Origin of the sequence: Pseudomonas paracarnis (genome assembly GCF_904063055.1) — a bacterium.
GTDB lineage: Bacteria > Pseudomonadota > Gammaproteobacteria > Pseudomonadales > Pseudomonadaceae > Aquipseudomonas > Aquipseudomonas paracarnis.
In genome coordinates this window covers 380,598-404,625 of sequence record NZ_CAJFCN010000005.1, presented here as the reverse complement: position 1 = coordinate 404,625, position 24,028 = coordinate 380,598, and the positions used below count along the sequence as shown (strand labels likewise).

18 protein-coding genes are annotated in these 24,028 nt (G+C 61.9%); 5 read left to right on the top strand and 13 right to left on the bottom strand.

Features of this window, described 5'->3' with window-relative positions; genetic code table 11:
* Positions 1-270, top strand: coding sequence for a DUF3613 domain-containing protein (locus tag JMV15_RS13995; RefSeq protein WP_003188221.1), 270 nt, complete (start codon positions 1-3; stop codon positions 268-270).
* 48 nt (positions 271-318) lie between these two features.
* Here JMV15_RS13995 and JMV15_RS13990 read toward each other — a convergent pair whose 3' ends face one another.
* Positions 319-1,104 carry a response regulator transcription factor gene (locus JMV15_RS13990; RefSeq protein ID WP_014716747.1) on the bottom strand — a complete coding sequence of 262 codons (786 nt, stop codon included), beginning with the start codon at positions 1,102-1,104 and terminating at the stop codon, positions 319-321.
* Between the two features lie 71 nt (positions 1,105-1,175).
* Positions 1,176-1,679, bottom strand: coding sequence for a prepilin peptidase (locus JMV15_RS13985; RefSeq protein WP_014716746.1), 504 nt, complete (start codon positions 1,677-1,679; stop codon positions 1,176-1,178).
* A 71-nt stretch (positions 1,680-1,750) separates the two neighbouring features.
* On the opposite strand from JMV15_RS13985, the gene JMV15_RS13980 reads away from it, so the two are divergent.
* A complete protein-coding gene (locus tag JMV15_RS13980; RefSeq protein WP_003188217.1) occupies positions 1,751-2,188 on the top strand; it encodes a TadE/TadG family type IV pilus assembly protein in 438 nt (145 codons plus the stop codon).
* Entirely contained in the window at positions 2,185-4,926 is a 2,742-nt protein-coding gene (locus JMV15_RS13975) for a PAS domain-containing sensor histidine kinase (protein WP_201491604.1), read from the top strand. The genes JMV15_RS13980 and JMV15_RS13975 overlap by 4 nt, the downstream gene beginning before the upstream one ends.
* A gap of 550 nt (positions 4,927-5,476) precedes the next feature.
* Here the strand turns inward: JMV15_RS13975 and JMV15_RS13970 are convergent.
* The 6 genes from JMV15_RS13970 to pbpC form a co-directional block, all read right to left on the bottom strand.
* On the bottom strand, positions 5,477-7,420 hold the full coding sequence (locus tag JMV15_RS13970; RefSeq protein ID WP_038448724.1) for a pilus assembly protein TadG-related protein: 1,944 nt from the start codon (positions 7,418-7,420) through the stop codon (positions 5,477-5,479).
* 267 nt (positions 7,421-7,687) lie between these two features.
* Positions 7,688-8,245 carry a DUF4136 domain-containing protein gene (locus JMV15_RS13965; protein ID WP_014716741.1) on the bottom strand — a complete coding sequence of 186 codons (558 nt, stop codon included), beginning with the start codon at positions 8,243-8,245 and terminating at the stop codon, positions 7,688-7,690.
* Between the two features lie 44 nt (positions 8,246-8,289).
* Positions 8,290-8,892: a DUF4136 domain-containing protein gene (locus JMV15_RS13960; RefSeq protein ID WP_014716740.1), complete on the bottom strand. Its 603-nt coding sequence runs from the start codon at positions 8,890-8,892 to the stop codon at positions 8,290-8,292.
* 23 nt (positions 8,893-8,915) lie between these two features.
* Positions 8,916-9,665, bottom strand: coding sequence for a methyltransferase (locus tag JMV15_RS13955; RefSeq protein ID WP_014716739.1), 750 nt, complete (start codon positions 9,663-9,665; stop codon positions 8,916-8,918).
* Positions 9,658-9,966 (bottom strand): MazG-like family protein, encoded by a 309-nt coding sequence (locus tag JMV15_RS13950; protein WP_003188211.1) that lies wholly within the window; start codon positions 9,964-9,966, stop codon positions 9,658-9,660. Before JMV15_RS13950 ends, JMV15_RS13955 begins: the two co-directional genes overlap by 8 nt.
* 96 nt (positions 9,967-10,062) lie before the next feature.
* On the bottom strand, positions 10,063-12,375 hold the full coding sequence (gene pbpC, locus JMV15_RS13945; RefSeq protein WP_201491645.1) for a peptidoglycan glycosyltransferase PbpC: 2,313 nt from the start codon (positions 12,373-12,375) through the stop codon (positions 10,063-10,065).
* 224 nt (positions 12,376-12,599) lie between these two features.
* Here pbpC and JMV15_RS13940 point away from each other — a divergent pair, with 224 nt between their 5' ends.
* Positions 12,600-12,893, top strand: a complete 294-nt coding sequence (locus JMV15_RS13940) for a hypothetical protein (protein ID WP_003188208.1) — start codon at positions 12,600-12,602, stop codon at positions 12,891-12,893.
* A 69-nt stretch (positions 12,894-12,962) separates the two neighbouring features.
* Here the strand turns inward: JMV15_RS13940 and JMV15_RS13935 are convergent, their stop codons facing one another.
* On the bottom strand, positions 12,963-17,858 hold the full coding sequence (locus JMV15_RS13935; RefSeq protein WP_073843479.1) for an alpha-2-macroglobulin family protein: 4,896 nt from the start codon (positions 17,856-17,858) through the stop codon (positions 12,963-12,965).
* 307 nt (positions 17,859-18,165) lie between these two features.
* On the opposite strand from JMV15_RS13935, the gene JMV15_RS13930 reads away from it, so the two are divergent.
* A complete protein-coding gene (locus JMV15_RS13930; RefSeq protein WP_038448719.1) occupies positions 18,166-19,509 on the top strand; it encodes an MATE family efflux transporter in 1,344 nt (447 codons plus the stop codon).
* A gap of 112 nt (positions 19,510-19,621) precedes the next feature.
* Here JMV15_RS13930 and speA read toward each other — a convergent pair whose 3' ends face one another.
* The 4 genes from speA to JMV15_RS13910 form a co-directional block, all read right to left on the bottom strand.
* Complete coding sequence (speA, locus tag JMV15_RS13925; RefSeq protein ID WP_003188203.1) at positions 19,622-21,535, bottom strand: arginine decarboxylase; 1,914 nt, start codon at positions 21,533-21,535, stop codon at positions 19,622-19,624.
* Positions 21,536-21,677: 142 nt separating this feature from the next.
* Positions 21,678-22,049 (bottom strand): translation initiation factor Sui1, encoded by a 372-nt coding sequence (locus tag JMV15_RS13920; protein ID WP_003188201.1) that lies wholly within the window; start codon positions 22,047-22,049, stop codon positions 21,678-21,680.
* 182 nt (positions 22,050-22,231) lie between these two features.
* A complete protein-coding gene (locus JMV15_RS13915; protein ID WP_014716735.1) occupies positions 22,232-22,768 on the bottom strand; it encodes an NUDIX hydrolase in 537 nt (178 codons plus the stop codon).
* A gap of 2 nt (positions 22,769-22,770) precedes the next feature.
* On the bottom strand, positions 22,771-23,838 hold the full coding sequence (locus JMV15_RS13910; protein WP_003188197.1) for a DUF2333 family protein: 1,068 nt from the start codon (positions 23,836-23,838) through the stop codon (positions 22,771-22,773).
* Positions 23,839-24,028 lie beyond the last annotated feature (190 nt).

The window sequence follows — 24,028 nt, the reverse complement described above, 5'->3', positions numbered from 1 at the left end:
ATGAAATTCCACCACCTTGCCGGCCTTGCCTGCCTGGCGCTGCCCCTCCTTGCTTCGGCCATCGAAGCGGGGCCATCTTCACCCCGGCAGGCAGAAACGGAAAACTGGATGGCGCTGCAACTGAGCGGGCGTGCAGCCTCGGCCAACCCGCAAAAAACCACGCCGGCAGAACGCGAACAGGCGCTCAAGCGCTGGCTGGACAGCAACAAGCATCCAATCCCGGAGTTTTTTGATCAGAAAGTAGGCGGGACTGCGCAGGGCAGCAAATAAAATCCCCCCTGTAGGAGCGAGCAAGCTCGCTCCTACAGTAGGGCGGTGCTAGTGCGCCGTTACTCGCTGGCGCATCGCCGAGTTGTTCGGTGACAACGCCAGCGCCAACTGCGTGCGGTTGTGCATATGGGTCAGGCGTAATACCTGGGACACATACAGCTTGACCGTGTTCTCGGTAATCCCCAGCTCACAGGCAATCTGGTAGTTGGTCTGGCCCTTGCCCACCAGGCGGGCCACATCCAACTGGCGCGGTGACAGTTGATTGAAGATCGCCGGGATCTCCAACGGCCCGGCTTCATCGGCCGAAGGGTCCCCGTCATGGTCCTGGGGCGTCGGGTTTCGGCGCACCTTGTCCAAGTCCATATACAAGTCGTTGATGGATTCGGACAGGTACTGCAGCTTCTGGTTGAGCGTGCCCAGCTGCAGGTCTTTCTGCCGCTCCTCCAATGCCACTTCCTGGCGCTTGAGGCCCTCGAGCAATTCATCGAGGTTGATCGGCTTCTGGTAGTAATCAGCGATGCCCGCACGCAGGGCCTTGATCACATCCTGCTTGTCGGCGCGCCCGGTAAGCATGATCGCTTCGAACGCGCGATGTTTGCCGGCGATGCGTTGCAGCGCCTGCACCAGCTCGATGCCGTCCATGTCCGGCATATGCAGGTCACACAGCACTAAACCGATCTGAAGGTCTTCCTTGAAACGCTGGACAGCTTGCTCACTGGACTCGCACGGGACACAACGGTACCCGCTGCTTTCAAGAAATTCACAGAGCTCCTCTACGATTAAGGGTTGATCGTCGACTACGAGCACTTTTACTGCGGACGTAAGCTTGTTCACGCGCTACTCCATGCCTGGCAAGCCAAATGATGACCTATCCTTTCTGACGAAAATTCCTACACAACTCCTGATTAAACGTAGACGTACTTTCCGACTATGTACATAGCATTAATCAACTCGCGCGACTGATGGATCCAAAACCAGCTGCCGGCAAAACCTGTCAAAACGAAGGGCGCAAAAGGCTGTTTTGTTGACGCTTGCCCTCCCCGTTCAACGCGGTTTGAGCTAAGCCCTTGATGCATAAGTGTCCAGGCCACCATGGCGATGCCCGCACCGATCAACGCCCCCAGCAGGTACTCGATATTGGAGGCCAGCCCCAGGGCGGCGAGCAACTTCACATCTCCCGCGCCAAAGCGGCCCAACGCATAACCCGGCAAAGTCAGCACCAACGCCAAGGCCAAGGCCAGCCCCCCCTCGCTGCGAGGCGCGCCCAGCCACGTCGACCCCGCCCACAGCAGGTAGATCAACGCCAGCAGCCCAACGCCCAGGGTCAGCGTATTGGCAATCTGGCGCTGGCGAATATCCTGCACGGCACATACGCCCAACCACAGCACAATCACTAGCGTCTGGATCACGTAAAAAACATCCCTTTTGGCTGAATGATTCTATGCTGATATCAAGTACTCGCCTCAGGGTAGACGCAGTCATGAAATCGAGCCTCCCGAGAAAGCAAAAAGGTGCTGCGGCGATCGAGTTTGCCTTGGTCTTCGTGATTTTCTTTGCGGTGTTCTACGGCATGCTCAGCTACAGCTTGCCATTGCTGTTGATGCAGTCATTTCACCAGGCGGCGGCTGAAGGGGTACGCCGCAGTGTGTCCCTGGACCCCAGCACCGCAGGCTATTCGGCCCTGGTGGTGCAACGCGCCAAGGATGCCGCCCAGGCCCAATTGAACTGGATCCCCGGCTCACTGAAATTCTTGCCCGGCTATATCACCGCCACCTACACCAATAATTTGCTGACAGTGAAGATCACCTACCCCTCGGCCAATATCAAAGCGGTCTTGCCGGCCCTGGTATTGCCCGGGGTGGGCACCGTACCCAACCTGCCCACCAACCTCACTGCTACCTCGAGCCTTCAGTTTTGACGACGGGGGATAAATTGTTCGCACGCCTGCGCGGACGCAGCAGCGCCCTGGCCTTGGACGCGCCAGCAACACCCGCGCCGGGCCTGCAAGTGCAATTGGACAACCTGGGTCGGGTGCTGAGCATCTCAGGCACCTTGAGGCCTTTGCTTGCCCAGCATCTTGCCAACGCGCCCAACCCGCCCTTGCAGACCTTGCTGTGTGCCGATAGCGCACTGAGTGTCGAGGGCACGCCGCAGGAGTGGCAACGACACGGCCTGGACCTCGACTTTCAGGGCGCTGCCGGCCAGGTCCTGCATACCCGCGGCTGGATCGAGCCGGAGGGTGACGGCTGGGCCCTGCACCTGCTGGACATCACTGACCTGCTGGCCGACCGAGTACGGGTGCAGCAACGCGAACAGAACCACCAACTCGCCGCCCTGATGAGCGAACAGCTGCGCGTGTGCAGCCTCAACCGCTTACCCCAGGTGTTCAGCGAACACCTGCGCAGCGTGGCCCAGCGCTGGCGCATCCCCTGCGTCGCCATGGCACTGCTCGACGAAGATGACCAGGGCTGGCGCATCTACAGCCACTACGCCGCCCACGACGCCCCGGCCTTATGGCAAACCGGGCAACACCTGGGCACCAGCCTGGACAGCATCAACGGCAACACGCCACTGAGCCTGGACATTGTCCAGGGGCGCAGCGACAACCCGCGCCTGCACGGTGTATTTGGCAATGCCGACGGCTTCCTGGTGCCGTACCGCGACAGCCATGGCGCCGCCGCGTGGCTGCTGTGTGGTTTTTATAACGGCCAGGCACACCACACCGGCGAGCGTGACTGGCTGAACCTGTGCGCAGCACTCGCCGCGCCGCTGCTGGGCCGCCTGCGCGAACAGCGTCACCACCAGCAACTGGAACGGGTTGAAGCCCTGCAAGGCCTGCTCGGCACTGGCTGGTGGGAACTGTTGCCCGCCACCCAGGAGATCCAACTGGCGCCACAATTGCTGCGCAACCTGAGCCTGGACGAAGGCCCCACCCGCCAACCCCTCGGCACCTGGCTCGAACTTATCCACCCCGCCGACCGCCAGGCCCTCAACAGCCGCCTGCAAGACCTGCAAGCCCTGGGCAAGCCACTGCTGACCAGCGTGCGCCTGCAACGCACCGAAGCTGAACAGGCGCCCCTGTGGTACCGCATACAAGGCCAAGTGCTGGGCGTCGGCAATGAACGGCGCTGGATCGGCTTCATGCTCGACATCAGCGACATCCAGAACCAGCAACTGCAAGCCGCCGCCGCCCATGCGCGCCTGGACAACCTGATCGCCAGCTCACCGGCCGTCATCTATGTGCAGCGCTACGTCAACGGCGCGCTGCACCCGGCGTTTTTCAGCGCCAGCCTGTTGCCGCTGCTGGGCTGGACCTTGGCCGATTGCAACCACGACACCCTGGCGGCGCTGATTCACCCCGACGACCGAGAACGCTACTTCGAACGCACCCGCCAACTGCTGCGCGAAGGCAACGTGCGCAGCCGCTACCGCCTGCGCGATAAACAAGGCAACTACCACTGGCTGCTCGACGAAGCCAAGCTTTTGCGCGACGACCTCGGCCTGCCGGTGGAAGCCGTAGGCCTGTGGCTGGACGTCACCGAAGCGACCCTGGCCGCCGAGCAGGTGCGCCAAAGTGAAGAACGCTACCGCATCCTGGTAGAAGACTCGCCAGCGATGATCTGTCGCTACCGCCCCGACCTGATCCTCACCTTCGGCAACACGCCGCTGGCCAATTACCTGGAATGTCGGCCCGAGCAATTGCCAGGCATCGACCTGGGCCAGTGGCTGTCGGATGAACAACGCGCCGCCTTTGTACAGCGCATCCAGCAACTGACCCCGGAATTCCCGGTGAGCACGGCGGAAATCAGCCTGCAACTGCCGGGGCGCGAACATGCCTGGTGGGTGTGGTCGGACCGTGGCGTCTTCGATGAACAAGGCGCCCTGATCGAGGTGCAGGCCGTGGGGCGCGACAACACCGAAGTACGCCGCTCCCAGCAGCAACTGACCCAAAGCGCGAAAATGGCCACCCTCGGCGAAATGGCCACCGGCCTGGCCCATGAGATCAACCAACCGCTGAACGTGATGCACATGGCCGTCGTCAACGTGCTCAAGCGCCTGGGCAATGGCGATGTGCAAATCGACTACCTCACGGAAAAACTCCAGCGCATCGACGCCCAGGTGCAACGTGCAGCACGGGTGGTCGACCATATGCGCGTGTTCGGCCGCCGCTCGGAAATCGAGCAGCAACCGTTCGACCCGGCGCAGGCGCTGGAGGGCACCCTGTCCCTGCTCAGCGAAGGCCTGCGCGGCAAAGGTGTGGACGTGCGCATCAGCCCTGCGGACTTCTCGGTGCAGGTCAAAGGCTATGTCGACCAGCTGGAGCAGGTGCTGATCAACCTGATGGTCAACGCCCGTGACGCCCTGCTCAGCCAGCGAGAAAAAGACCCTGCCCTGCGCCCCTGGATTGCCCTGCACAGCGAGCACGACAGCCGCCATGTGCGTATCTGGGTCGAAGACAACGCCGGCGGGATAGACCCGCGCTTGCTGGAGCGGATTTTCGAGCCCTTCTTTACCACCAAACCGATAGGCGTGGGCACCGGGCTGGGCCTCTCGGTGAGCTATGGGATTGTGGAAAACATGGGCGGACGCCTGAGCGTTACCAACAGCGAGGCCGGCGCGAAATTCTGCATCGAACTCCCCATCGCGCAGAACTAATTCAACGCTAACCACGATGCGAAGCGAGCTGCTCTTGATCTGCTTTTGATCTTGATCTTAAGCGCCCCGTCAAACCACGCTGGCCGGAATTCGCCAGGGATTTGGGGGGCAAACCGGCAGGGATGCCGGTTTAGCCGCCCCGCGCCATGGATGGCGCGTGGCGGCGGCCCCCCAAATCACTGGCGGATTACGGGCACACCGAGCCTGGGCGAGGTGCCGAGTGGTGGGGCAAGAGCGTTTTGCTTACTTTTGGGCTTTTCAAAAGTGAGCCGCTGTAAAAGCGGAACCATAAGTGGCCGTTACCGCAGGAATGGATATGTACTCGGTATACCTGTGTCGGCTGTCAGGCTGCTATCGCAGGCAAGCCAGCTCCCACATTTGGAACGCGGGGTGTCAGCCAGATCGGCGTCGGCTGTCAGGCCGCCATCGCAGGCAAGCCAGCTCCCACATTTGGAACGCGGGGTGTCAGCCAGATAGGCGTCGGCTGTCAGGCCGCCATCCCAGACAAGCCCCCACATTTGGAACGCGGCGCGTTAGATAGACCAACAGGCTAAATCACCAGATAAGCCCGGCCCATATGGCAAGAGAGATTGGCACCGACTTCGGCGTTACCCAGGTTGATGCCCAAGGCGCTGAGTAAAGTGTTGACGACAGGGTCGAGAATCGGCGACAGCACGTTCTGGATCAACCCCACCACCGCCGTAGTGATAGTCGCCAACAGCCCGGCAACCCCTGCCAGCGCACCATTGGAAACACTGCCGCTGGGCGGTGCATAAGTCACCTGCAAGCCATTAAGGGTCGCCGCCAGGCTGCCGACGATATTGGCGGTACCCGGCGCGAACTTGTAGGTGGGCGGCGCATTCATCTCGGCCACCGGCGCAAACACCATCGTGCTGGTTTGCGCGGCAATGGTGGAGTTGGCTTTCAACAGCAAACCGCCCCCCACATTAGGCGTACGGTTGGGGCTGCACAGCAGCGTCAGGACGACGCAGTAGCGCTCGCCAAAATCGATCAATCTGACGGGCTGTACATTGACTGCTGCGGAGGAAGAAAAAGCCGCCGCCGGATCCACCGTACCGACGGCCAAGGTAGCCAGGGACGTGGTGGTTTTCACTGTCAAGGACTTGGAAGCCGGCGAGTCGCAATTGAAATCCGTGACATTGGTTTGCGCACTGCCGGCTTCGATGTAAATGCCTAGCGATGTTGTGACATCGACGTCAGCCACATTGCAGGCCACCAGGCACAACACACCGCCAACCACCGCCGGCAGGTTGAGATTCAACAAGCCCTTGACCACCTGGGACACCGGCGTGCCCAGGCCTGTCAATATGGACGCCACGCCAGAAACCGCCTTGATGATCGGCGCCTGTACAGTCACCAACGTACGCACTTGCGCAGTGCGTACAAAAATCTGATCGGTCGGCGGGGTATTCAATAAGCCCTTCTTCGCCAACGCTGGATTGCCAATGGCCGACAGCTGCGGCGGTTCGATGACCTTGGTCTGGATCGACACATTGCCCACCAGCGGAATCGCGACCTGCGCCGCCGCGCTCACCGCATTCTTGCTACTGGACAACTGCGCCACCGCCTCCAGCAACTGAAACAACTGCACGTTACTGTTCAGCGCCGCCGTCGGCGTGCCGGTGGCGATGTCGATCAGGTCACCCACGGTCAACAGCTTGCTGTTCGGCGCAATCGCTTGAATCGAAATCACATCATTGATGACCGCCGTGGCCGCTGCGCCGTTTTTCTGCAAGACCTTCACCGCAGCGTCGATCAGTTGAGTAGCCGAGACTGCGGTACTGAGCAAGGCATCGTAGTCACCGGCCTTCACGTTCAGGTTGATCGCCAGTTGGTCCAGGTAACTGAGCAGGTTGACGTTGGTCTGCAGCAAACCGTTCCAACCCGCCGCCGTGAGCGACAGGTTACCGCCGAGCAGGTTGCCGATGACCAGGTTAAGTAGTGGGGATTTGCCTGAATCGACGCTGGCCAGGCTGCTGCGGATCGACAACTGCGCCACGGGCGGCGGTGTCGCCGCGACGGCGGTGGCGCTCAAGTTGATCTGCGGGTTGATCGGCGCGCCGCTGAACAGGTTCCACAGGCCATTGGCGATGCTGGTCAGGACGGTGCGCGAGGCCACCACGCGGATTGCGTCACTCTTGGTGGCATCGGCGCTGAACACACGGGTGTTGAGGGCGTTGGTCGCCAGGGTGCCGCATGTCACCGCCAGGGTGCTGCCATTACCGACCACAAAACCGTTGCGCGCCGCATTTTGCGTGGCATAGGCGTTCGCGGTGGTGTTGGTACCGCACTGGCCACCCAGACCAGCGGCTTCCAACGCCGAGGTGTCGGCGACGGATTGCAGCTTGCGCTTTTCCAGATACAAGCGCCCGCTGTCGACCGCCAGCAACGTGAACACCAGAGCCAAGGCCAAGGTGCCTGCCGCCATCAAGCCTATTGCACCACGCTGTCTGGAACCGAATCGGGGAGACATCGAAGCACTCCTGCGCTAACTCTCCGTTGCACTGGAGTGTAGACAAGGCTTCGACAGGTTGCTGGCAACTCGCCACATTGGCGACTGGCGGAGATGCCCTGAATGTCGGCCCCCTAATACAACTCAGCTAAGCGAACGCTATGCTCAAAACACTGAAGATCAAATGTGGGAGCTGGCTTGCCTGCGAAAGCGGTGTGTCAGTCACTGAAGCAGTGAGTGACACACCGCTTTCGCGAGCCAGCTCCCACAGGGGTGAGGGGGGGGTGATCAGCGCGGCGGGTAGTTGGAGAGGATCTTGGTCACAGTGCTGCGGATGGCCTTGTTGCGATCCTCGGGGTTTGGCGTGCTGGCCATCATTTGTTCGTCGCTGCCGCGCCACACCAGTTTGCCGTCCTTGCCGTCGAGCAGGTCGATCTGGATGGTCGCCACTTTGTAGGTGATATTGCGCGTTTCGTTGTACATCGGCGCGCCCCAATAACCATTCCACGGGCCGCCCCAGGCACCGCCATAGTTGGTGGTGACTTGCTGCTGGCGGTCTTCGACAATCAAATAGGCCTGCACATTCAGGTCTGCCTTGGTACCCGCCGCCGCAGGACGCAAACCGCGCTGATCCAGCTGTTCGCCCACGGCCTGGCGGATGCGTTGCTCGGTGAGGTCGCTCTTGATTCGCGGGTCATCGGGACGGTACTGCAACGCCGGGTCTTTCCAGGCCCAATTGCGATAGGCGCCGAAGTCTCGGCTGGCGTCGAAATCATGGTTGACCTGGTTGCTCTGGCAACCGCCCAGCAACATGACAACAGCGAGTGCAGCGATGCGACGAAGCATGGTGTTCTCCAAAAAACAACGTGGGCCTGTAATGAGAATAGCTGCTAACTGGGCGGATAGGCGGCCATTGCCTTCTGCATCGCCTTGCGCAAGCTATCGGCGCGTTCGCTCAGGCTGCCCTGGCTGGTGGTTTCGGCGCTGGTGCTCCACACCGGCTGGCGGGTGCGTGCATCGAACAGGCTGATACGCGCCACGGCCACTGTCACTTCATAGGTACGCACCACAGGCACGCTGTTGTACATGCCATAACCATTGCCATAACGGTTGTAGCCACCGTAGCCATACCCGTAATCATCCTGGACCTGGCGCAGGCGTTTTTCCAGGCGTACATCAGCGCTCACCAGCAGGTCGGGCGCACGCTTGTCATGCAAGGGACGCAAGCCACGCTGGTCGAGAGCGCTGCTGACCGCCTCGGCAATCTGCGCCGAATCGGCCCAGGCCGTACCCGCCGGCAACTGGCCGTTGAGCCAGCCCCAACTGCGGTAGGCGCCATAGTCGCGTACCGGCGCGGGGTAAGCGCTGGCATCAAAGGTAGTGGCTGCCTGGGCGGGCGCCGGCGGCATCGGTGCCGAACTGGCGACGTAAGGGTTGGGGCTCGAACAAGCCCCAAGACCTAAAGACAACAGGATTAAACCGAGACGACGCATGTCGACCTCCCACGCTGGGCCGCTTAAACCGGGCGGCAGATCCAGTGCAAATATCGCCCAAGCCCGGCAAAGCTTGGGTGACGACGGTGAGCGAGCTCCATCTCCAACAAGTCCTGCAGGTTGGCGCGCGCCTGGAATTCCACCGGCATATAGTCGTGGAACACCCGCACGCCACTTTGGCTTTCGACCTGCCACAGCCCTTCGAGTTGCGTCGCCAACTCCCGTGGGTCCAGGGGTTGTTGCGGCGTCAGGCTCTGCTTTTCGCCGGCCATGTCGTTCTTGCGCATTTTGCGGAAGTGGCCTTTGAGCAGGTTGCGGTAGATCAACGCATCACGGTTGTAGAAGGCCAGGGACAACCAGCCCCCCGGCAGCGTCAGTTGGTGCAGCACCGGCAGGATGGCGTGGGGCTCGGCCAACCACTCCAGCACGGCATGGCACAGCACCAGATCGTAAGGCTCGGTGAGTTGGCCGAGCAAGTCCTGCCACGGTGCATGAATAAAGGTCGCGGTCTGGCCGGCGTCAGCAAAGCGCTGACGCGCCCCTTCAAGCATCGGCGCAGCGGGTTCGGCCAGGGTTACCTCGTGGCCCTGCTCGGCCAGCCACAGCGACATATGCCCCAGGCCTGCACCGATATCCAGCACGCGCAATGGGCGTTGCGGCAAGGCTTCTACCAGGTCGGCCTGGAGCACCGCCAGGCGAATCGCGCCCTTGGCGCCGCCGTAGATTTTTTCGGCAAAGCGCGTGGCCAACTGGTCGAAATGACGATCACTCATGGGCAAACCGCCGTTCGCTATCGGCCAGTTTGGCGCGCACCACTTCGTTCATATCCAGGCCCAGTTCACTGCACAGCAACAGCAGGTACAGGACGATATCACCGACCTCCTGGCCCGCATGGGCGAGTTTATCGGCGGGCAGTTGGCGGGATTGGTCTTCGGTGAGCCATTGGAAGATTTCCACCAGCTCGGCCATTTCCACGCTGGCAGCCATGGCCAGGTTTTTCGGGCTGTGAAACTGTTTCCAGTCATTGGTATCGCGGATGCGGTGCAGCCGTTCGGTGAGGTGTTCGAGGTTCATGCGCGGGCTCCTGAATGGGTATAGCTTACCCCATGACGGGACGCGGAGCGTCCCAGGCGGCGTTCCCACGCAGAGCGTGGGAACGATCAGCAACGATCAGTCGACAACGCTGAATTCGAGCCTGGCGGTTTGACCGGCTTCATCCAATACGCTGAGCTGATAACGGCCCAGCCGTTCAAAACTGGCATTGATGCTGTCCTGATTGGCGCTGTCGCCCAACGGCGCACCATTGAGGAACCACCAACGCCGGCCACTGCCGCCCAGGGCGGAGATGTTCAGGCGCAAGGCTTGCTGACTGGCAGCGGGCAGACGCAATTGATCGCCCTCGCGTACGCCTACGATGGACAACGGCGATGACGCGGCCAGCGCCGGTGGCGGGCAGTCCGGGTCAGCCGCCGGGATGCGCGCTTCGCGGCGTTCAACCCTGGGTAACCAAGGCTCCAGCGGTGCCGGCCATAGGGCAATGCTTTTGGAGGTTGCGCCAGGACAATGGGCATCGACCCGCAAGCCTTTGGTGTTAACCCAGATGCTTTCCATCAAGCCCACACTCAAGGGTTGATCCAATGCCTGCAAGGTCGGCGGCGTGGTGTTGTCCAGGGTCCAGGCAAAACGCTGGCGGCGGCAGTTGGGGTCGCTGCGGCTCATGGGCTGGCCCAGCGGCCAACAGATCGCCGCCACGCCGATATTGGCAGGCACCGGTTTGACCGGCGCACTGATGCCGCGCTGGCTGTCGCGGTTGGTCAGCACGTCGTGCACCTGCAGCATCAACGGCGCTGCCGACGCCAGGCCGAATTGCCCGGGTACCGGCGTGCCATCGGGCCGGCCGATCCATACGCCGATCAGGTAACGCGGGCCTACGCCAATCGCCCAGGCATCGCGAAAGCCATAGCTGGTACCGGTCTTCCACGCCAGCACCGGGCGTTGGACCAGCTCGGCACGCGGGTCGCGGTCGGGCCGCGCCTGGCCGCTGAGGATGCGCCGCACAATCCAGGCGGCGCCGGGCGACAGCAAAGGCCGCTCCCTGAGCGCATCGTCCGGTTGCAACCGCAGGGTGGCGCTCTTGCCATCGCGGGCCAGGGCGCTGTAGCCACTCACCAGGTCCTCCAGGCGACTGCCCGCACCGCCGAGGATCAGCGCCAGGTTCGGCTCGGCCAATGCCGGCAACGCCAACGGCACGCCACCGATGCGCATCTGCGCGGCAAAGCGCTTGGGCCCGTAGGCTTCCAGCAGCTGCACCGCCGGCAGGTTCAACGAGCTGGACAACGCCGTGCTCGCCGGCACTGCCCCGGTAAAGCCCATGGAAAAGTTGCCAGGGCGGTAGTCACCATAACGTCGAGGCACGTCCTGCAACAGCGATTCGGAGTGAATCAGGCCGTCGTCCAACGCCATCCCGTAGAGAAAAGGTTTCAAGGTGGAACCGGGCGAACGCAGCGCGCTGATCATGTCCACATGGCCAAAGCGCTTGGTGTCGTTGATATCCACCGACCCCAGGTAGGCGCGCACCGCCATGCTTTCTTCTTCCACCACCAGGATGGCCGCCGAGGTGTGTTCCGGCAGGCGTGCGCGCCAGCCCAGCAACAGGTCTTCCAGACGGCGTTGCAAGGTGGCATCCAGGGTGGTGCGAATCAGCGGCGGGCTGTCGGGGCGGTTCAGCCGGCGTGCGAGCAGAGGCGCCAGGCTAGGTTCCAAGCGTGGGGCGAGCAGCAGGGGTTCTTCCAGGGCTTCATCAACCGCCGATTGCGGCCATACCTGAAACTCGGCCAGGCGGCGCAGCACTTTGTCGCGGGCGTCCTGGGCGCGCTGCGGATGACGGTCCGGGCGCAAACGGCTTGGCGCCTGGGGCAACACCGCGAGCAACGCGGCTTCGGCGTGAGTCAGCTGAGACGGTGACTTGCCCAGGTACGCCCAGCTTGCCGCCGCCACGCCCTGCAGCGTGCCGCCGAAAGGTGCGCGGTTCAGGTACAGGTTGAGGATTTCGTCCTTGGACAGGTGCCACTCCAGCTGCGCGGTACGCCACAGCTGGCGTAACTTGCCGTGCAGGGTGCGTGAATGTGGGTCGAGCAGGCGCGCAACCTGCATCGACAAAGTGCTGCCGCCGGACACCACCCGCGCGCCGCTCAGGTTTTGCCAGGTCGCACGCACCAGCGCCAACGGGTTTACGCCGGGGTGCTGGTAGAACCAACGGTCTTCATAGGTGAGCAACGCGTCGAGGTAATAAGGCGAAACTTCGCTGGTGTGTACCGGGTAGCGCCATACGCCATCGGCATCGGCGAATCGCCACAGTGGTGTGCCATCTTCGGCCAGCACTACCCGGGCCAGGCCGTCCTGGGGCAGGGGCAAGGGCCAGATACGATCGGCCAGCCATAGCAGGGCAACCACCAACACCACACAACCCAAAGCCCAGCGCAATAACTGTGGGAGCTGGCTTGCCTGCGATAGCGCAGGATCAGTCAACTTATCCACAACTGCCCCACCGCTATCGCCGGCAAGCCAACTCCCACATTGGGCCGCGTACATTCGGACGTGATTAAACTAAAACTCAAACGGGCAAACCTCTATGCTTGCAGGGAACTCGCCTGCGTTATCGACAACCAAAGGCACAGTTACGCCCACCTTCTCATCAGGACACGCACATGCAGGTAGAAAGCTTTTTCGAATGGTTGGGCCAGGCGCTCGGTTCCGTCATCCGTTTTATCGTCGACGGGCTCAGCGGTTTGTTCGGGGCATTGACCCACGCCGGCGGCAACTTTATCGACGGCCTGTCACGCACCTTGGGCATGGACACCTCGATCATCAGCATCATTACCCTGATTGTCGGGTTGTTGTTCCTCTACTCGGCGGTACGCGCCTTTATGCGGGCCTCGATTATCGTGGGGATCATCTGGCTGATGCTGGGGCTGTGGTTGCTGAGTTGGGTTGTGCACTGACGGGCAAACGCTCGATTCCCCCTGTAGGAGCGAGCTTGCTCGCTCCTACAGGGATTCAACCATTGTCTTTCAGCGGCCCTTGATCACCATATCCACCGGCGTCTCGCCCACCGCCTGCCAGTTCGGCCGATACATCGACTCTACCTGCGGCGGCGGCACGCGGTAGGTTCCCGGTGTCACCGCGCGCGCCAGGTACAGCAAGTGCGTGGTGCCATAGCCATCCAGATTCATCGCGGCCACATAGCGATCGTCCCTGAACTCCTGATGCTTGAGCGAGGCATTCTGCATCGACTCACGCCACTCCTTCACCTGGCTGCTGGCGTTCTCCAGGCTCGCCGCGCTTTGGGCCAGGTTCTGGTTTTCCAGTTCCAGGCCGGCAGGCAACAGGTCGACCACCAGGGCATCCGGCACCCGTTGCTTGGCGCTGACCGCCAAGTGCACCAGCACCAGATCACCGCTGTTGAGGTTACGCAGGTTCAACGGCTGGCCGTTCATGCCCAGGTATTCGCGGCGGATACTCAGGTTGTTGCCACCGGCCGCTGGCGGCACGTGTGGATAACCCGAGACCGTCAATTGCTGGTACACCGGCGCTTCACCCTGATTGCTCAAGGCCAGGTCGCTGGACAACAACTTACCGTCCAACTCCAACGTCGATTGCTGGTTGTTCAACTCGCGTACGCCACCGCTGCCGGTGAGCGACACTTGCCAGTTCGCTTGCGGCTTGGCGAACCCGAGGCGCCCGGCCAGGAACAGGGAATTACGCTCCTGGGTCGACAGGTACGGGCTGGCGGCCAATTGGTCCGACAGAGTGAACAACCGCTCCTCGCGCTGGCCCTTGGCCAAGTCGTTCTCCTCCAGCAACGCCAGGATCATCGCCTGGTCGCGCAGCGGGCTACCGTAGTCGGCCAGCCACTCATTGGCATTGCGCTGCGCCGCCAAGCCGGCCAACAACGCCTGATCCGCACGGGGCTGGTCACCCATTTTCTGCAGGGCAATGGCCAACTGCACCAGCGGTAAGCCGGAGCGTGCGTCGCTGCGCCGTTCAAACAGGCTGCGCAACGCGCCCAATGGCGCCTGCTGACTGCGCGCCAACACCATGCCGGCATACGCCTGCACGGCAAACCGGGTGTGTTCGGCGTTGTCGCTGTAATCCACCTCGATCAGATTACGTTCCTGCACATACCGCAACAGGCGCTCGCTGGCCTTTTTCAAGGCTTCAGGCGGGACGGCAAAACCCTGGTCGCGGGCGCGCAGCAGGAAGTCGGTGACATAGGCGGTCAGCCAATATTCTTCCTCGCCATCGGCGCCCCACAAACCAAAGCTGCCGTTGTAGCGCTGCATGCCCAGCAGGCGCTCAATGCCCAACTCGATCTTGCGCTTGCGCTCGGCATCCGGCTCGCCCTTGATACTCAGGCGCTTGAGCAGCGCGTCGTCGGCGTACAGCGACGGGTACAAGCCACTGGCGGTTTGCTCCAGGCAACCGTAGGGGTACGCCTTGAGTGCACTGATCTGCGCGCCCAGGTTCAACGGCGGCCGGCTCGACAGGCTCAACAACGCCTCACGTCCCGATGCATCGAATTGATCCAGTGCGCCCGACGGCAAGCTCCACGGCTGATCCTTGAGCACTGCGCGGTAATGCTTGAGCAAGGCCGGGTACGCCGGGCGTACGCCCAAGGTCCATTCGCGGCTGAACGGCGGCAGGTTTTCACCCGGCAAGTCCAGGCCGTTGACGGTGACCGTGACCTTGCCCTGGCCGAGCCCGCCCCAGGCTTGTACCGGAATACGCAGGGTGGTGCGCTGACCTTGCTTGAGCTCAACCGATTGCGCGCCACTGTTGACCAACTGCAGCTGACCTTGCGCGGTCAATTGCACATCGAGTTTCTGGGCCTTGCCCGACAGGTTGGAGAGGTCCAGGGCCAAGGTGGTCTGGTCGCCTCCTGCCAGGAAGCGCGGCGCCGACAACTCGGCAATCAGCGGGGCGGCGATCACGGTCTTGCCTTCGGCCATACCGTAGCGATCATCGCTCCAGGCTTGGGCCATCAGGCGCAGTTCGCCGTTGAAGTCGGGAATATTGACGCTGACTTCACCCTCGCCTTTGTCGTTCAGAGTCACCGGGGCGCTTTGCAGGGCAACGATGGTAACGCTGGTGTCCGGGCGCTTGCCGCCTTTGGCCAATGCCGCGTCGCCACCAAATGCCAGGCTGGCCAGGCGCCCTTGACCGGCTTCGATCAGTTGCCCATAGATGTCGAATTGGTCGACGCCATAGGCTTTGCGGCCAAACAGGCTGGCGTACGGATCGGGCGTTGGGTATTCGGTGATATTGAGGATGCCCACATCCACCGCCGCCAGCAGTACGTGCACCTGTTGGGGCACGCTGCCATCGGCGTTTTTGGCGGCGATCTTCACCGTCAGCGGTTGTTTGGGGCGCATTTTTTCTGGCGCGGTGAGGGTCAGGCCGAGTTTGCGCTGGGTACGATCCAGCGGCAGGTGCAGCAAGCCCACGGCGCGTTTAGGCGTGATGTTGGCTTTGCGCTCGCCCGGACGAATCACCAAGGCGCTTACATACAGATCGTGGCGCGACCATTTCGGATCGAGCTTCACCGCAAAGCTTTTGCCTTCGGCCGGCACGTCGATTTCCTGCCACCACAGCGGACCTTCGGCAGACTCCACCAACAGGTAGCCTTTACCGGCAGCCGGTGGCGTGACGGTGACGTTGGCGGTGTCGCCATCACCATAGGCGGGTTTGTCCAACGCCAGCTTGACCTGGTCGGGGCGCACGGCACCGCCTTCGGTGTTGTCCTGGGCCTGGTAGCCGGCCCAGAAACGCAGGCTGCTGACCAGCCCGGTCTGCGGGTCTTCGACCTCCACGCGGTAAGGGCCCCACTCCACCTGGAAGCTGACCTTGGCGGTGTCGCCAGCCTTGATGTTCAGGCTCTGCTCATCGAGATTGAGGAATTTCTCGTTGAAGTGGTAGCTCCAGCCGTCATTCTCCGAGTAGTTCCAGTAGTAGTCGCGGCGCTCACGCACCAGGCGCACCTTGAGGTCTTGTGCGGCCAGTTTCTGACCGTCCTGGTTGGCCACCAGCACTTCGAATTCCACCGGGCCATCGCCGTTGGTTTCCTTGCCATCAAACAGGCCACGCAGGCCCGGCAACTGCTCGGCCGGCCAGATCGGCTGCACCAGGCGCCGGGTAATCGGCCGCCCGCCGGACTCTTGCAGGCTGGCTTGCACGATCAGTTGCAACGGCGATTTGGCCTCGGCCCACTTGCTTTCCAGGGTCAGCGCTTGCTCGCCATTGGCGTCGAGTACGCTTTCGTCCAGCTCGAAATCCTGGCTCAGCTCTTCTTCCGTGACGGAACCGAACTGGTAGCCCGGCAGGGATTTGACCGCCTCACGCAGTGGGCGCACGTACACCTGGCCACTGACGCGGTTACCGGACGCGGGCGCGCCGTAGAGGTAACGACCGTTGACCTGGATGACCGGGTTATCCGCCGGGCTCAACGCCGTGTCACTGCCCTTGAGTTCCAGCGCCAGGCGTTCGGGCAGGAAGTCTTCGACGAGAAATTCATACAGTTGCGGCTTGCCGTCACCGAGGTCGAATACCAACTGCCAGCGACCGGTCGGCGCCTCGCCGGCCAGTTGCAACGGGTATTGATACAGGCCGGACGCGTCGGCCTCCCACACGAACTTGCGGCTCACCTGTTCATCCGGGCGCCGTACTTCGACGCTGACCGGTTGCGGCTTTACCGCCTTGCCATCCTTGTCACGCAACAGCGCGTTGAGCAGCACGGTTTCGCCGGGGCGATACAGGTCACGCGGGCCGAACACAAAGAACTGCAACGGGTGGGAGGGCTGCCCGCCGATATCGAACTCGGCGAGGTCCAGCGCGGCGCTGTCCAGGCGCAGCAGGCTGGTTTGCTCGCCCTGCTTGGCCAGTAACACCTGGGCTTTTTTCGGCAGTGGCAACTCGGCGTGGCCACCGTCTTCGGTCTTGCCCTGGCCGAGCACGCGGCCTTCGGCATCGAGGATTTCCAGTTCGACGCCGTTGAGCGCCTTACCGCCTTCCAACGCCTGGGTAAACACATCCAGGCGATTGGCATAGCGGTGCACCGACAGACCGATATCACTCAAGGTGAACAGGGTGGCCGGTTGCGAATAGTTATAGGTGCCCGAAGCACGCATCACCGCCAGGTACACGCCCGGCTGCTGCAACTGCTTGAGGCCGGCAATCGGCAGCAGCAGGGTTTCGCGGGTATTGCGCGCCGGGTTCAGGTCGAAACGCCCGCCGTAGACCAGCTCGGCCATTGGCAGCAGTTCACGGGACTCATAGCTTTGCAGGCTGGTATTACGCCCCCACTGCGCCAGGAATGACGGCAGGGATTCGGGTTTGATCCGGAAGAATTCCACGTCGATCTTGTCGACGTTCAACGCGATCACCGGCAGGCCCTCGGCCAGGCGCGTCGGCAACAGGGTGCCGCGGCTGGCGAAGCCGACGGTGGCTTGCAGGTCGCGGGTTTCCAGGCGGGCGTTGTATTCGGCGGCGAGGGTGTTGCCGTTGACTGCCTTCACCCCGGCGTCCACGGTCAGCACCAGCTTGCGCTGCGGCTCAAGGTGGCGCAGGCGCAATTCCATCAGGTTATCGGACAGTTCCCAGGCGCCATCGACCTTGCCGGACTTGCTGTCTACCAGGTGCAGCTTGTCGGCGAACTTCTGATCCGGATCCAGAGGAATGGAAAAGCTCACCGACAAGGTGCTGGCCCCGTCCAACTGCACCTCGGACACGTCCACCACGCTCAGCTCGCGCCCGGCATAGCGTTGCTTCAACGCTGCCACGTCCACCGCCGCTTTCACCGGCTTCGGCGCTGCCGCCACAGTGGGCGCAGGCGGTGCAGCGGGTTTATCGGAAGAATCGCAAGCGCTCAGCAGGGCCAGCGCGCAGGCCAGGAACAGTCCTTTGTTAAGCATGGGGCACTCATAGTCAGAGGGAACCGAAGGGTGAACTATATATCAGCGCCGACCAAGCCGCTGCGGCACCGGTCACATTGACCGACGGAGGGGCGGTTGGTTCTTGGTGGGGCATGAAGCCAAGCCAAATCCCACAACCATTGGCGATCAAGATCAAAATGTGGGAGCTGGCTTGCCTGCGATAGCGGTGGGTCAGTCACCGGATGAGTTGGCAAAGAGTCCGTCATCGCAGGCAAGCCAGCTCCCACATTGGGCCTGCTGTACAACTGATGGCCGGGTACAATGCCGCTCCCCCGAAGGAGACTGCATGTCCACCTTATTGTCCGACTGGCGCCACCGCCCCACCCATCGCCGCGTCTGGGCCCTGGCCGCGCCGATGATCCTGTCGAATATCTCGGTGCCCTTGGTGGCCCTGGTGGACAGCATGGTCATCGGCCACCTGCCCCACGCCCATCAACTGGGCGCCGTGGCTGTCGGCGCCAGCCTGTATACCTTCCTCGCCTGGGCCATGGGCTTCCTGCGCATGGGCTCCACCGGCTTCGCCGCCCAAGCCGCCGGGCGCAACGATGGCGCGGCGTTGCGGCAGATCCTGTTGCAAGGCTTGTTGCTGGCGCTGGGCCTGGCGATGCTGCTGGGCACCGCGGGCATTCCCTTGAGCCATCTGGCCCTGGAATGGATGCAGCCTTCGCCAGAACTGAACCAACTGACCCGCGAGTTTTTCCACACCCGTCTGTTCGGTCTGCCAGCCGCCCTCGCCAGCTATGCGCTGGTCGGCTGGTTCCTCGGCACTCAGAATGCGCGGGCGCCGTTGGCGATTCTGCTGACCACCAACCTGGTCAACATTGCGCTTAACCTGTGGTTTGTACTTGGGCTGGACTGGGGCGTGGTCGGCTCCGCCCGAGCCTCGGTGATCGCAGAGTGGACCGGCGCCCTGCTCGGCCTGGCGCTCACGCAAAAAGCCCTGCGCGCCTATCCGGGGCATATCGCCTGGGCCGCGTTGAAACTGTGGCAAAGCTGGCGCCCGTTGCTGGCGGTCAACCGCGACATCTTCATCCGCAGCCTGGCGTTGCAGTCGGTGTTTTTCATGATCACCGTGCAAGGCGCAAGGTTGGGCGATGCCACCGTGGCAGCCAATGCGCTGCTGCTTAACGGCCTGTTACTGACGGCTCACGCATTGGATGGCTTGGCCCACGCGGTCGAAGCCCTCTGCGGCCACGCCATCGGCGCCCGTGACCGGCAGGCGTTGCGTCGCTCATTAGTCGTGGCCTGCGGTTGGTCACTGATCGCCAGCATCGGCTTCGCCCTGCTGTTCACCTTCGGCGGCCATCTATTTATCGCCATGCAAACCGATATCCCCAGCGTACGCGAAACCGCCGATATCTACCTGCCCTACCTTGCGGTATTGCCGTTGATTGCGGTGTGGAGTTATTTGCTCGATGGCTTGTTTATCGGCGCAACGCGCGCGCGGGAGATGCGCAATGGGATGTTGCTGACGGTGCTGCTGGTACTGCCGATTGCCTGGGCGTTGCAGGGCATGGGTAACCACGGATTGTGGATCACCTTCCTGCTGTTCATGGCGGTGCGCAGCCTGACGCTGTGGGCAATTGCCTGGCACTTGAATCGGCAAGGGCTGTGGCTGGGCGGGAACTGAAGGAACGCAGACCCAAATGTGGGAGCTGGCTTGCCTGCGATGGCGGTGGGTCAGCCCCCTAACGGTTGCCTGACACTCCGCCATCGCGGGCAAGCCCGCTCCCACATTTTTATTACGAGGACAGGTACGAAGAACGGGTCAGACCCAGGCGCAACGCGTCCAGAAACTGAGTGCGCTCCGAGGCCGAGATCTTCGCACTGGCGCACTTGTCCCGGTAATGAGTCATCAACTCCTCCGGCGACAAGTGCACATAGCGCAGCATGTCTTCGATGGTGTCGTGAGTCTCGATCCCGGCGCTGTACACCGAACCGTCTTCACGCTGGTAGATGTTCACCGAGTCGGTGTCACCGAACAGGTTGTGCATGTCGCCCAGGATTTCCTGATAGGCGCCGACCAGGAAGATCCCCAGCAGGTAATCTTCGCCTTCATTCAAGCCGTGAACCGGCAGGCTGGTTTCGATGCTTTGCTCGTCGACGTATTGCTTGATCTTGCCGTCGGAGTCGCAGGTCAGGTCTTGCAGCACGGCGCGGCGCAGCGGCTCTTCGTCGAGGCGGTGCAGCGGCAGAATAGGCAGGACCTGGCCGATGGCCCAGGTATCCGGCAAGCTCTGGAATACCGAGAAGTTGCAGATGTACTTGTCGGCCAGCTTGTCATTGAGTTCGTCCAGCACCTGGCGGTGCGAGCGCTGGCGGGCTTTCAACGAGTTGTGCAGGCGGCGGCACACCGCGAAGTAGCACTGTTCGGCCAGGGCTTTTTCGGCCAGGGTCAGCTTGCCGTCGGCGTACTGGGCCGCCACATCGCTCATGTAGTGGGTGGCGCGCCAGTAGGTTTCGGTGACCATCTCGATGTCGGTCGGGCCCAGCAGGTCCACCAGCCATTGCACGGTTTCGGGCAGGCTTTCCTTGTTTTCAATGGTCGGGATTTCGTCGTTGTGCTTCTCGACGTCAGTGACCTGTACCACCAGCATGGCGTGGTGAGCGGTCAGGGAACGGCCGCTTTCGGAGAAGATGTTCGGATGCGGCAGGCTCTGCGCGTCGCAGAATTCCTTGAGCATGCCCACTACCACGCCGGCGTAGTCGTCCATGTCGTAGTTGATCGAACTGGCGTTGCGCGAGTGGGTACCGTCGTAGTCCACGCCCAGGCCACCACCGACGTCGATGTGGTCCACCGGCAGGCCGAGGTTGCGCAGTTCGCCGTAGTAACGAATGGCTTCCTTGAACCCGTGCTGGTAGTCGGCCAGGTTGGCGATCTGCGAGCCCATGTGGAAGTGCAGCAGGCGGATGCCCTGGTCCAGGCCGGCCGCGCGGAAGCGCTCGACCACTGACAGCAGCTGCGCTGCGGATAAGCCGAATTTGGATTTCTCGCCACCGGTGTCCGCCCACTTGCTCGATGCCAGGGACGACAGGCGCACACGCAGGCCCACCTGCGGCTTGACCTTGAGGCTCGCCGCCTCTTCGATCACCAGCCCCACCTCGGACTCTTTCTCGATCACGATGAACACGTTGTGGCCGAGCTTCTGGCCCATCAGCGCCAGGCGGATGAACTCACGGTCTTTATAACCGTTGCAGACGATGGTGCCGCCCTTCGGCGCCAGGGCCAGCACGGCCAGCAGCTCAGGCTTGGAGCCGGCTTCCAGGCCGATGGAGACGTTCTGGGTGGCAATGATGTTCTCGATCACCGCTTCTTGCTGGTTCACCTTGATCGGGTACAGCGCGGTGTACTTGCTCTGGTATTCCAGGCGTTCGATGTTGGCATCGAAGGCACCGGTCAATTGGCGCACGCGGTCTTGCAGGATATCGGGGAAGCGTACCAACAGCGGCAACGACAGGCCGCTTTTGCGCAGCTCATCGACTTGCTCGTACAGGTCGACGGGCGTGCTGTTCGGGCCGTTCGGACGAACTTCTACGCGACCGGCTTCATTGATCGCGAAATACCCGGCCCCCCAATGGCGAATCCCGTAAACACTGCGGCTGTCCGCAACTGTCCATTGGCTGCCATCGTCTTTGCGTGTGCGTCGTACGGACATCGAAGTCCCCTATAAATGAAGGCGAAGGCGCCACCTCTCGCGGAGGCTGGCGCAGTCTAAAGAATGAAAATGACGATTTGCCTGCAAGGGAAGTAGACCCCACTGGCAGGACAGAGTTTAGCCACAGGTTGGGAAGAGGCTTTCAGCCGCCGGACTTCTTGGCCTTGTACCCGAGCTTGATCAGCTCGGCCAACAGCAACTCGACGTGATCGCCCTGGATCTCGATAACCCCGTCTTTCAACGCGCCACCGGTGCCACAGCGCTTTTTCAGCGAGGTGGCCAATTCCTTCAGGGCCTCTTCAGCCAGGGGCACGCCGGTGATGGTGGTCACCGTCTTGCCGCCACGGCCTTTGCTCTCGCGACGCACGCGGGCAATACCGTCGCCTTCAGGGATCAGAGTCTGTTTGCAGGTGCACGAATCCACGGGCTGACGACAGTCCGGGCAGTGTCGACCTGCGTCGGTGGAAAATACCAGGCCACCAAGGGCGGCGAAGGATGCGGCTTTTTTGGCCACCGGCAATCCTCTTGGGAGGATGAAGACTGATCGGCGCCGCACAAGGCGGTGACCGACCGCGAAGCCCCACTCAGGCAGGGGCAGCGCTACCGAACCGCTAATGTGGTTCGGGTGAAAAGGCGCGCAGTGTAACGGCAAAAAGCCGACTTGCTAAGAGCCAAATGGCGCCATTTTTTGCAACTTTAGCGACGCGAGGCCAGATAGCGCCGCAAGCCTTCCTGGGCGTCCGGGCAGTAGGGCTTTTGTTCGGCCTCTTGCTGGATGATTTCGATGCTTAAAAACCGCGCTTCCATGACCTCCTCGGGCTGCAGGCGCAGGGGGCCGTCCCAGACGGCAGAGTAGGATTTGCACCAAAGCCGACTGTCGCCATCCTCAAAATAGAAATGGTCATGTTCGGTCAAGGGCACACCGCTGACGCCCAATTCCTCTTCCAGCTCGCGGGCTGCCGAAACGGCATAGCTCTCACCTTCGGCCACCATCCCACCCGCCGCCGTATCCCAATACCCTGGATACAACGCCTTGCTGAGCGTGCGCCGGTGCACACACAACTCGCCTTTGGAATTGAACAGGAAGATAAACGTGCAGCGGCCAATCAAGCCGCGCTGGCGCAGGTCGGACCTGACCAGGTGGCCGAGCAGGTGGTCCTGCTCGTCGACCCAGCAGATCAGTTCAGCATCGGAAGCCGCTCGGTGTGCGGCCTCCTTTTGAGTAGCGTCCATCATCAACCCTGGTTGAGGAGCTGACGCAAGTCGATCACTGCAGCGTTTGCCCGGGAAATGTAGTTGGCCATCACCAGCGAATGGTTCGCCAGTACGCCGAAGCCACTGCCGTTAAGAATCATAGGACTCCATACCGGTTCCTGCGAGGCCTCTAGCTCACGAATGATCTGGCGCACGCTGACGGTGGCGTTTTTCTTGGCCAGTACGTCGGCAAAGTCGACTTCGATGGCACGCAACAGATGGGACAGGGCCCACGCCTGGCCGCGCGCTTCGTAGAACACGTTGTCGATTTGCATCCATGGGGTTTCCACCACTTCTTCATCAACCTGCGGCACTTCACCCGGCGCCAGCGCCTCGGTTTTCAGCGCAGTGTTCAACTTGACCCGGCCTACGCTGGCGGACAGACGCTGGGACAACGAACCCAAACGGGTGGCCACATCACCCAGCCAGTTGTTGAGGTTGTCGGCACGCGCATAAAACAGCGCGCCGCGCTGGTTCGGGTCAGACAGGCGCGCTTCGTAGCGGCTCAGGGAATTGATGCCTTCCTGATATTCCGACTCACTGGAAGGCAGCACCCAGCTCTTGTTATCGAAGTTGAAGCGCGGCTCGGCCTTGGCCAAGTCAGCGTCTTCAGCCGACTGCGACTGGGAGCGGGCGAAGTCTTTACGCAGGGCGCGGGTAAGGTCACGCACCTGCACCAGCACGCCGTACTCCCAGCTCGGCATATTGTCCATCCACAAGCCCGGAGGGAAACGGTCGTTGGAGATGTAGCCGCCTGGCTTGTTCAGCAAGGTGCCGACCACGGTCTTGAGTGTTTCAACGGTGGTGTAACCCACCACCATCTGCTTGCCTTCCTTCTCGGCGGCAAGCTGGGCGTTTTGCTGCACCGGAAACAGCGCCGGCTCCTGGCTCCAGTACCAACCCAGGCCACCGGTGACCAGCAGGTACAAGCCGATGATGCTGAGCAACGCCCGGCTCATCAGCAGGTTGCGAAAATAGCTGCGGTTGGCCGACTTGGGCTCAGGGGCGGGGCCTTTGGCACTGCCTTCGCGGTTTTTCCAGTCCAGCATGGCGATATCCTTTCAATCACTTGAGTTCATGCACGTCAATTGTCCGGGTGCGTTCAGACATTCCGACCACAACCCTACCCCATCGTGCCCATCGGTGCGGGGCTTTTACACGAAAGTGGCGCACCGGGCCGCTTGGACTATAAAGGATGCACACCTTTTACGCTGGGCGACCAGCCGGTCAATAACTGAA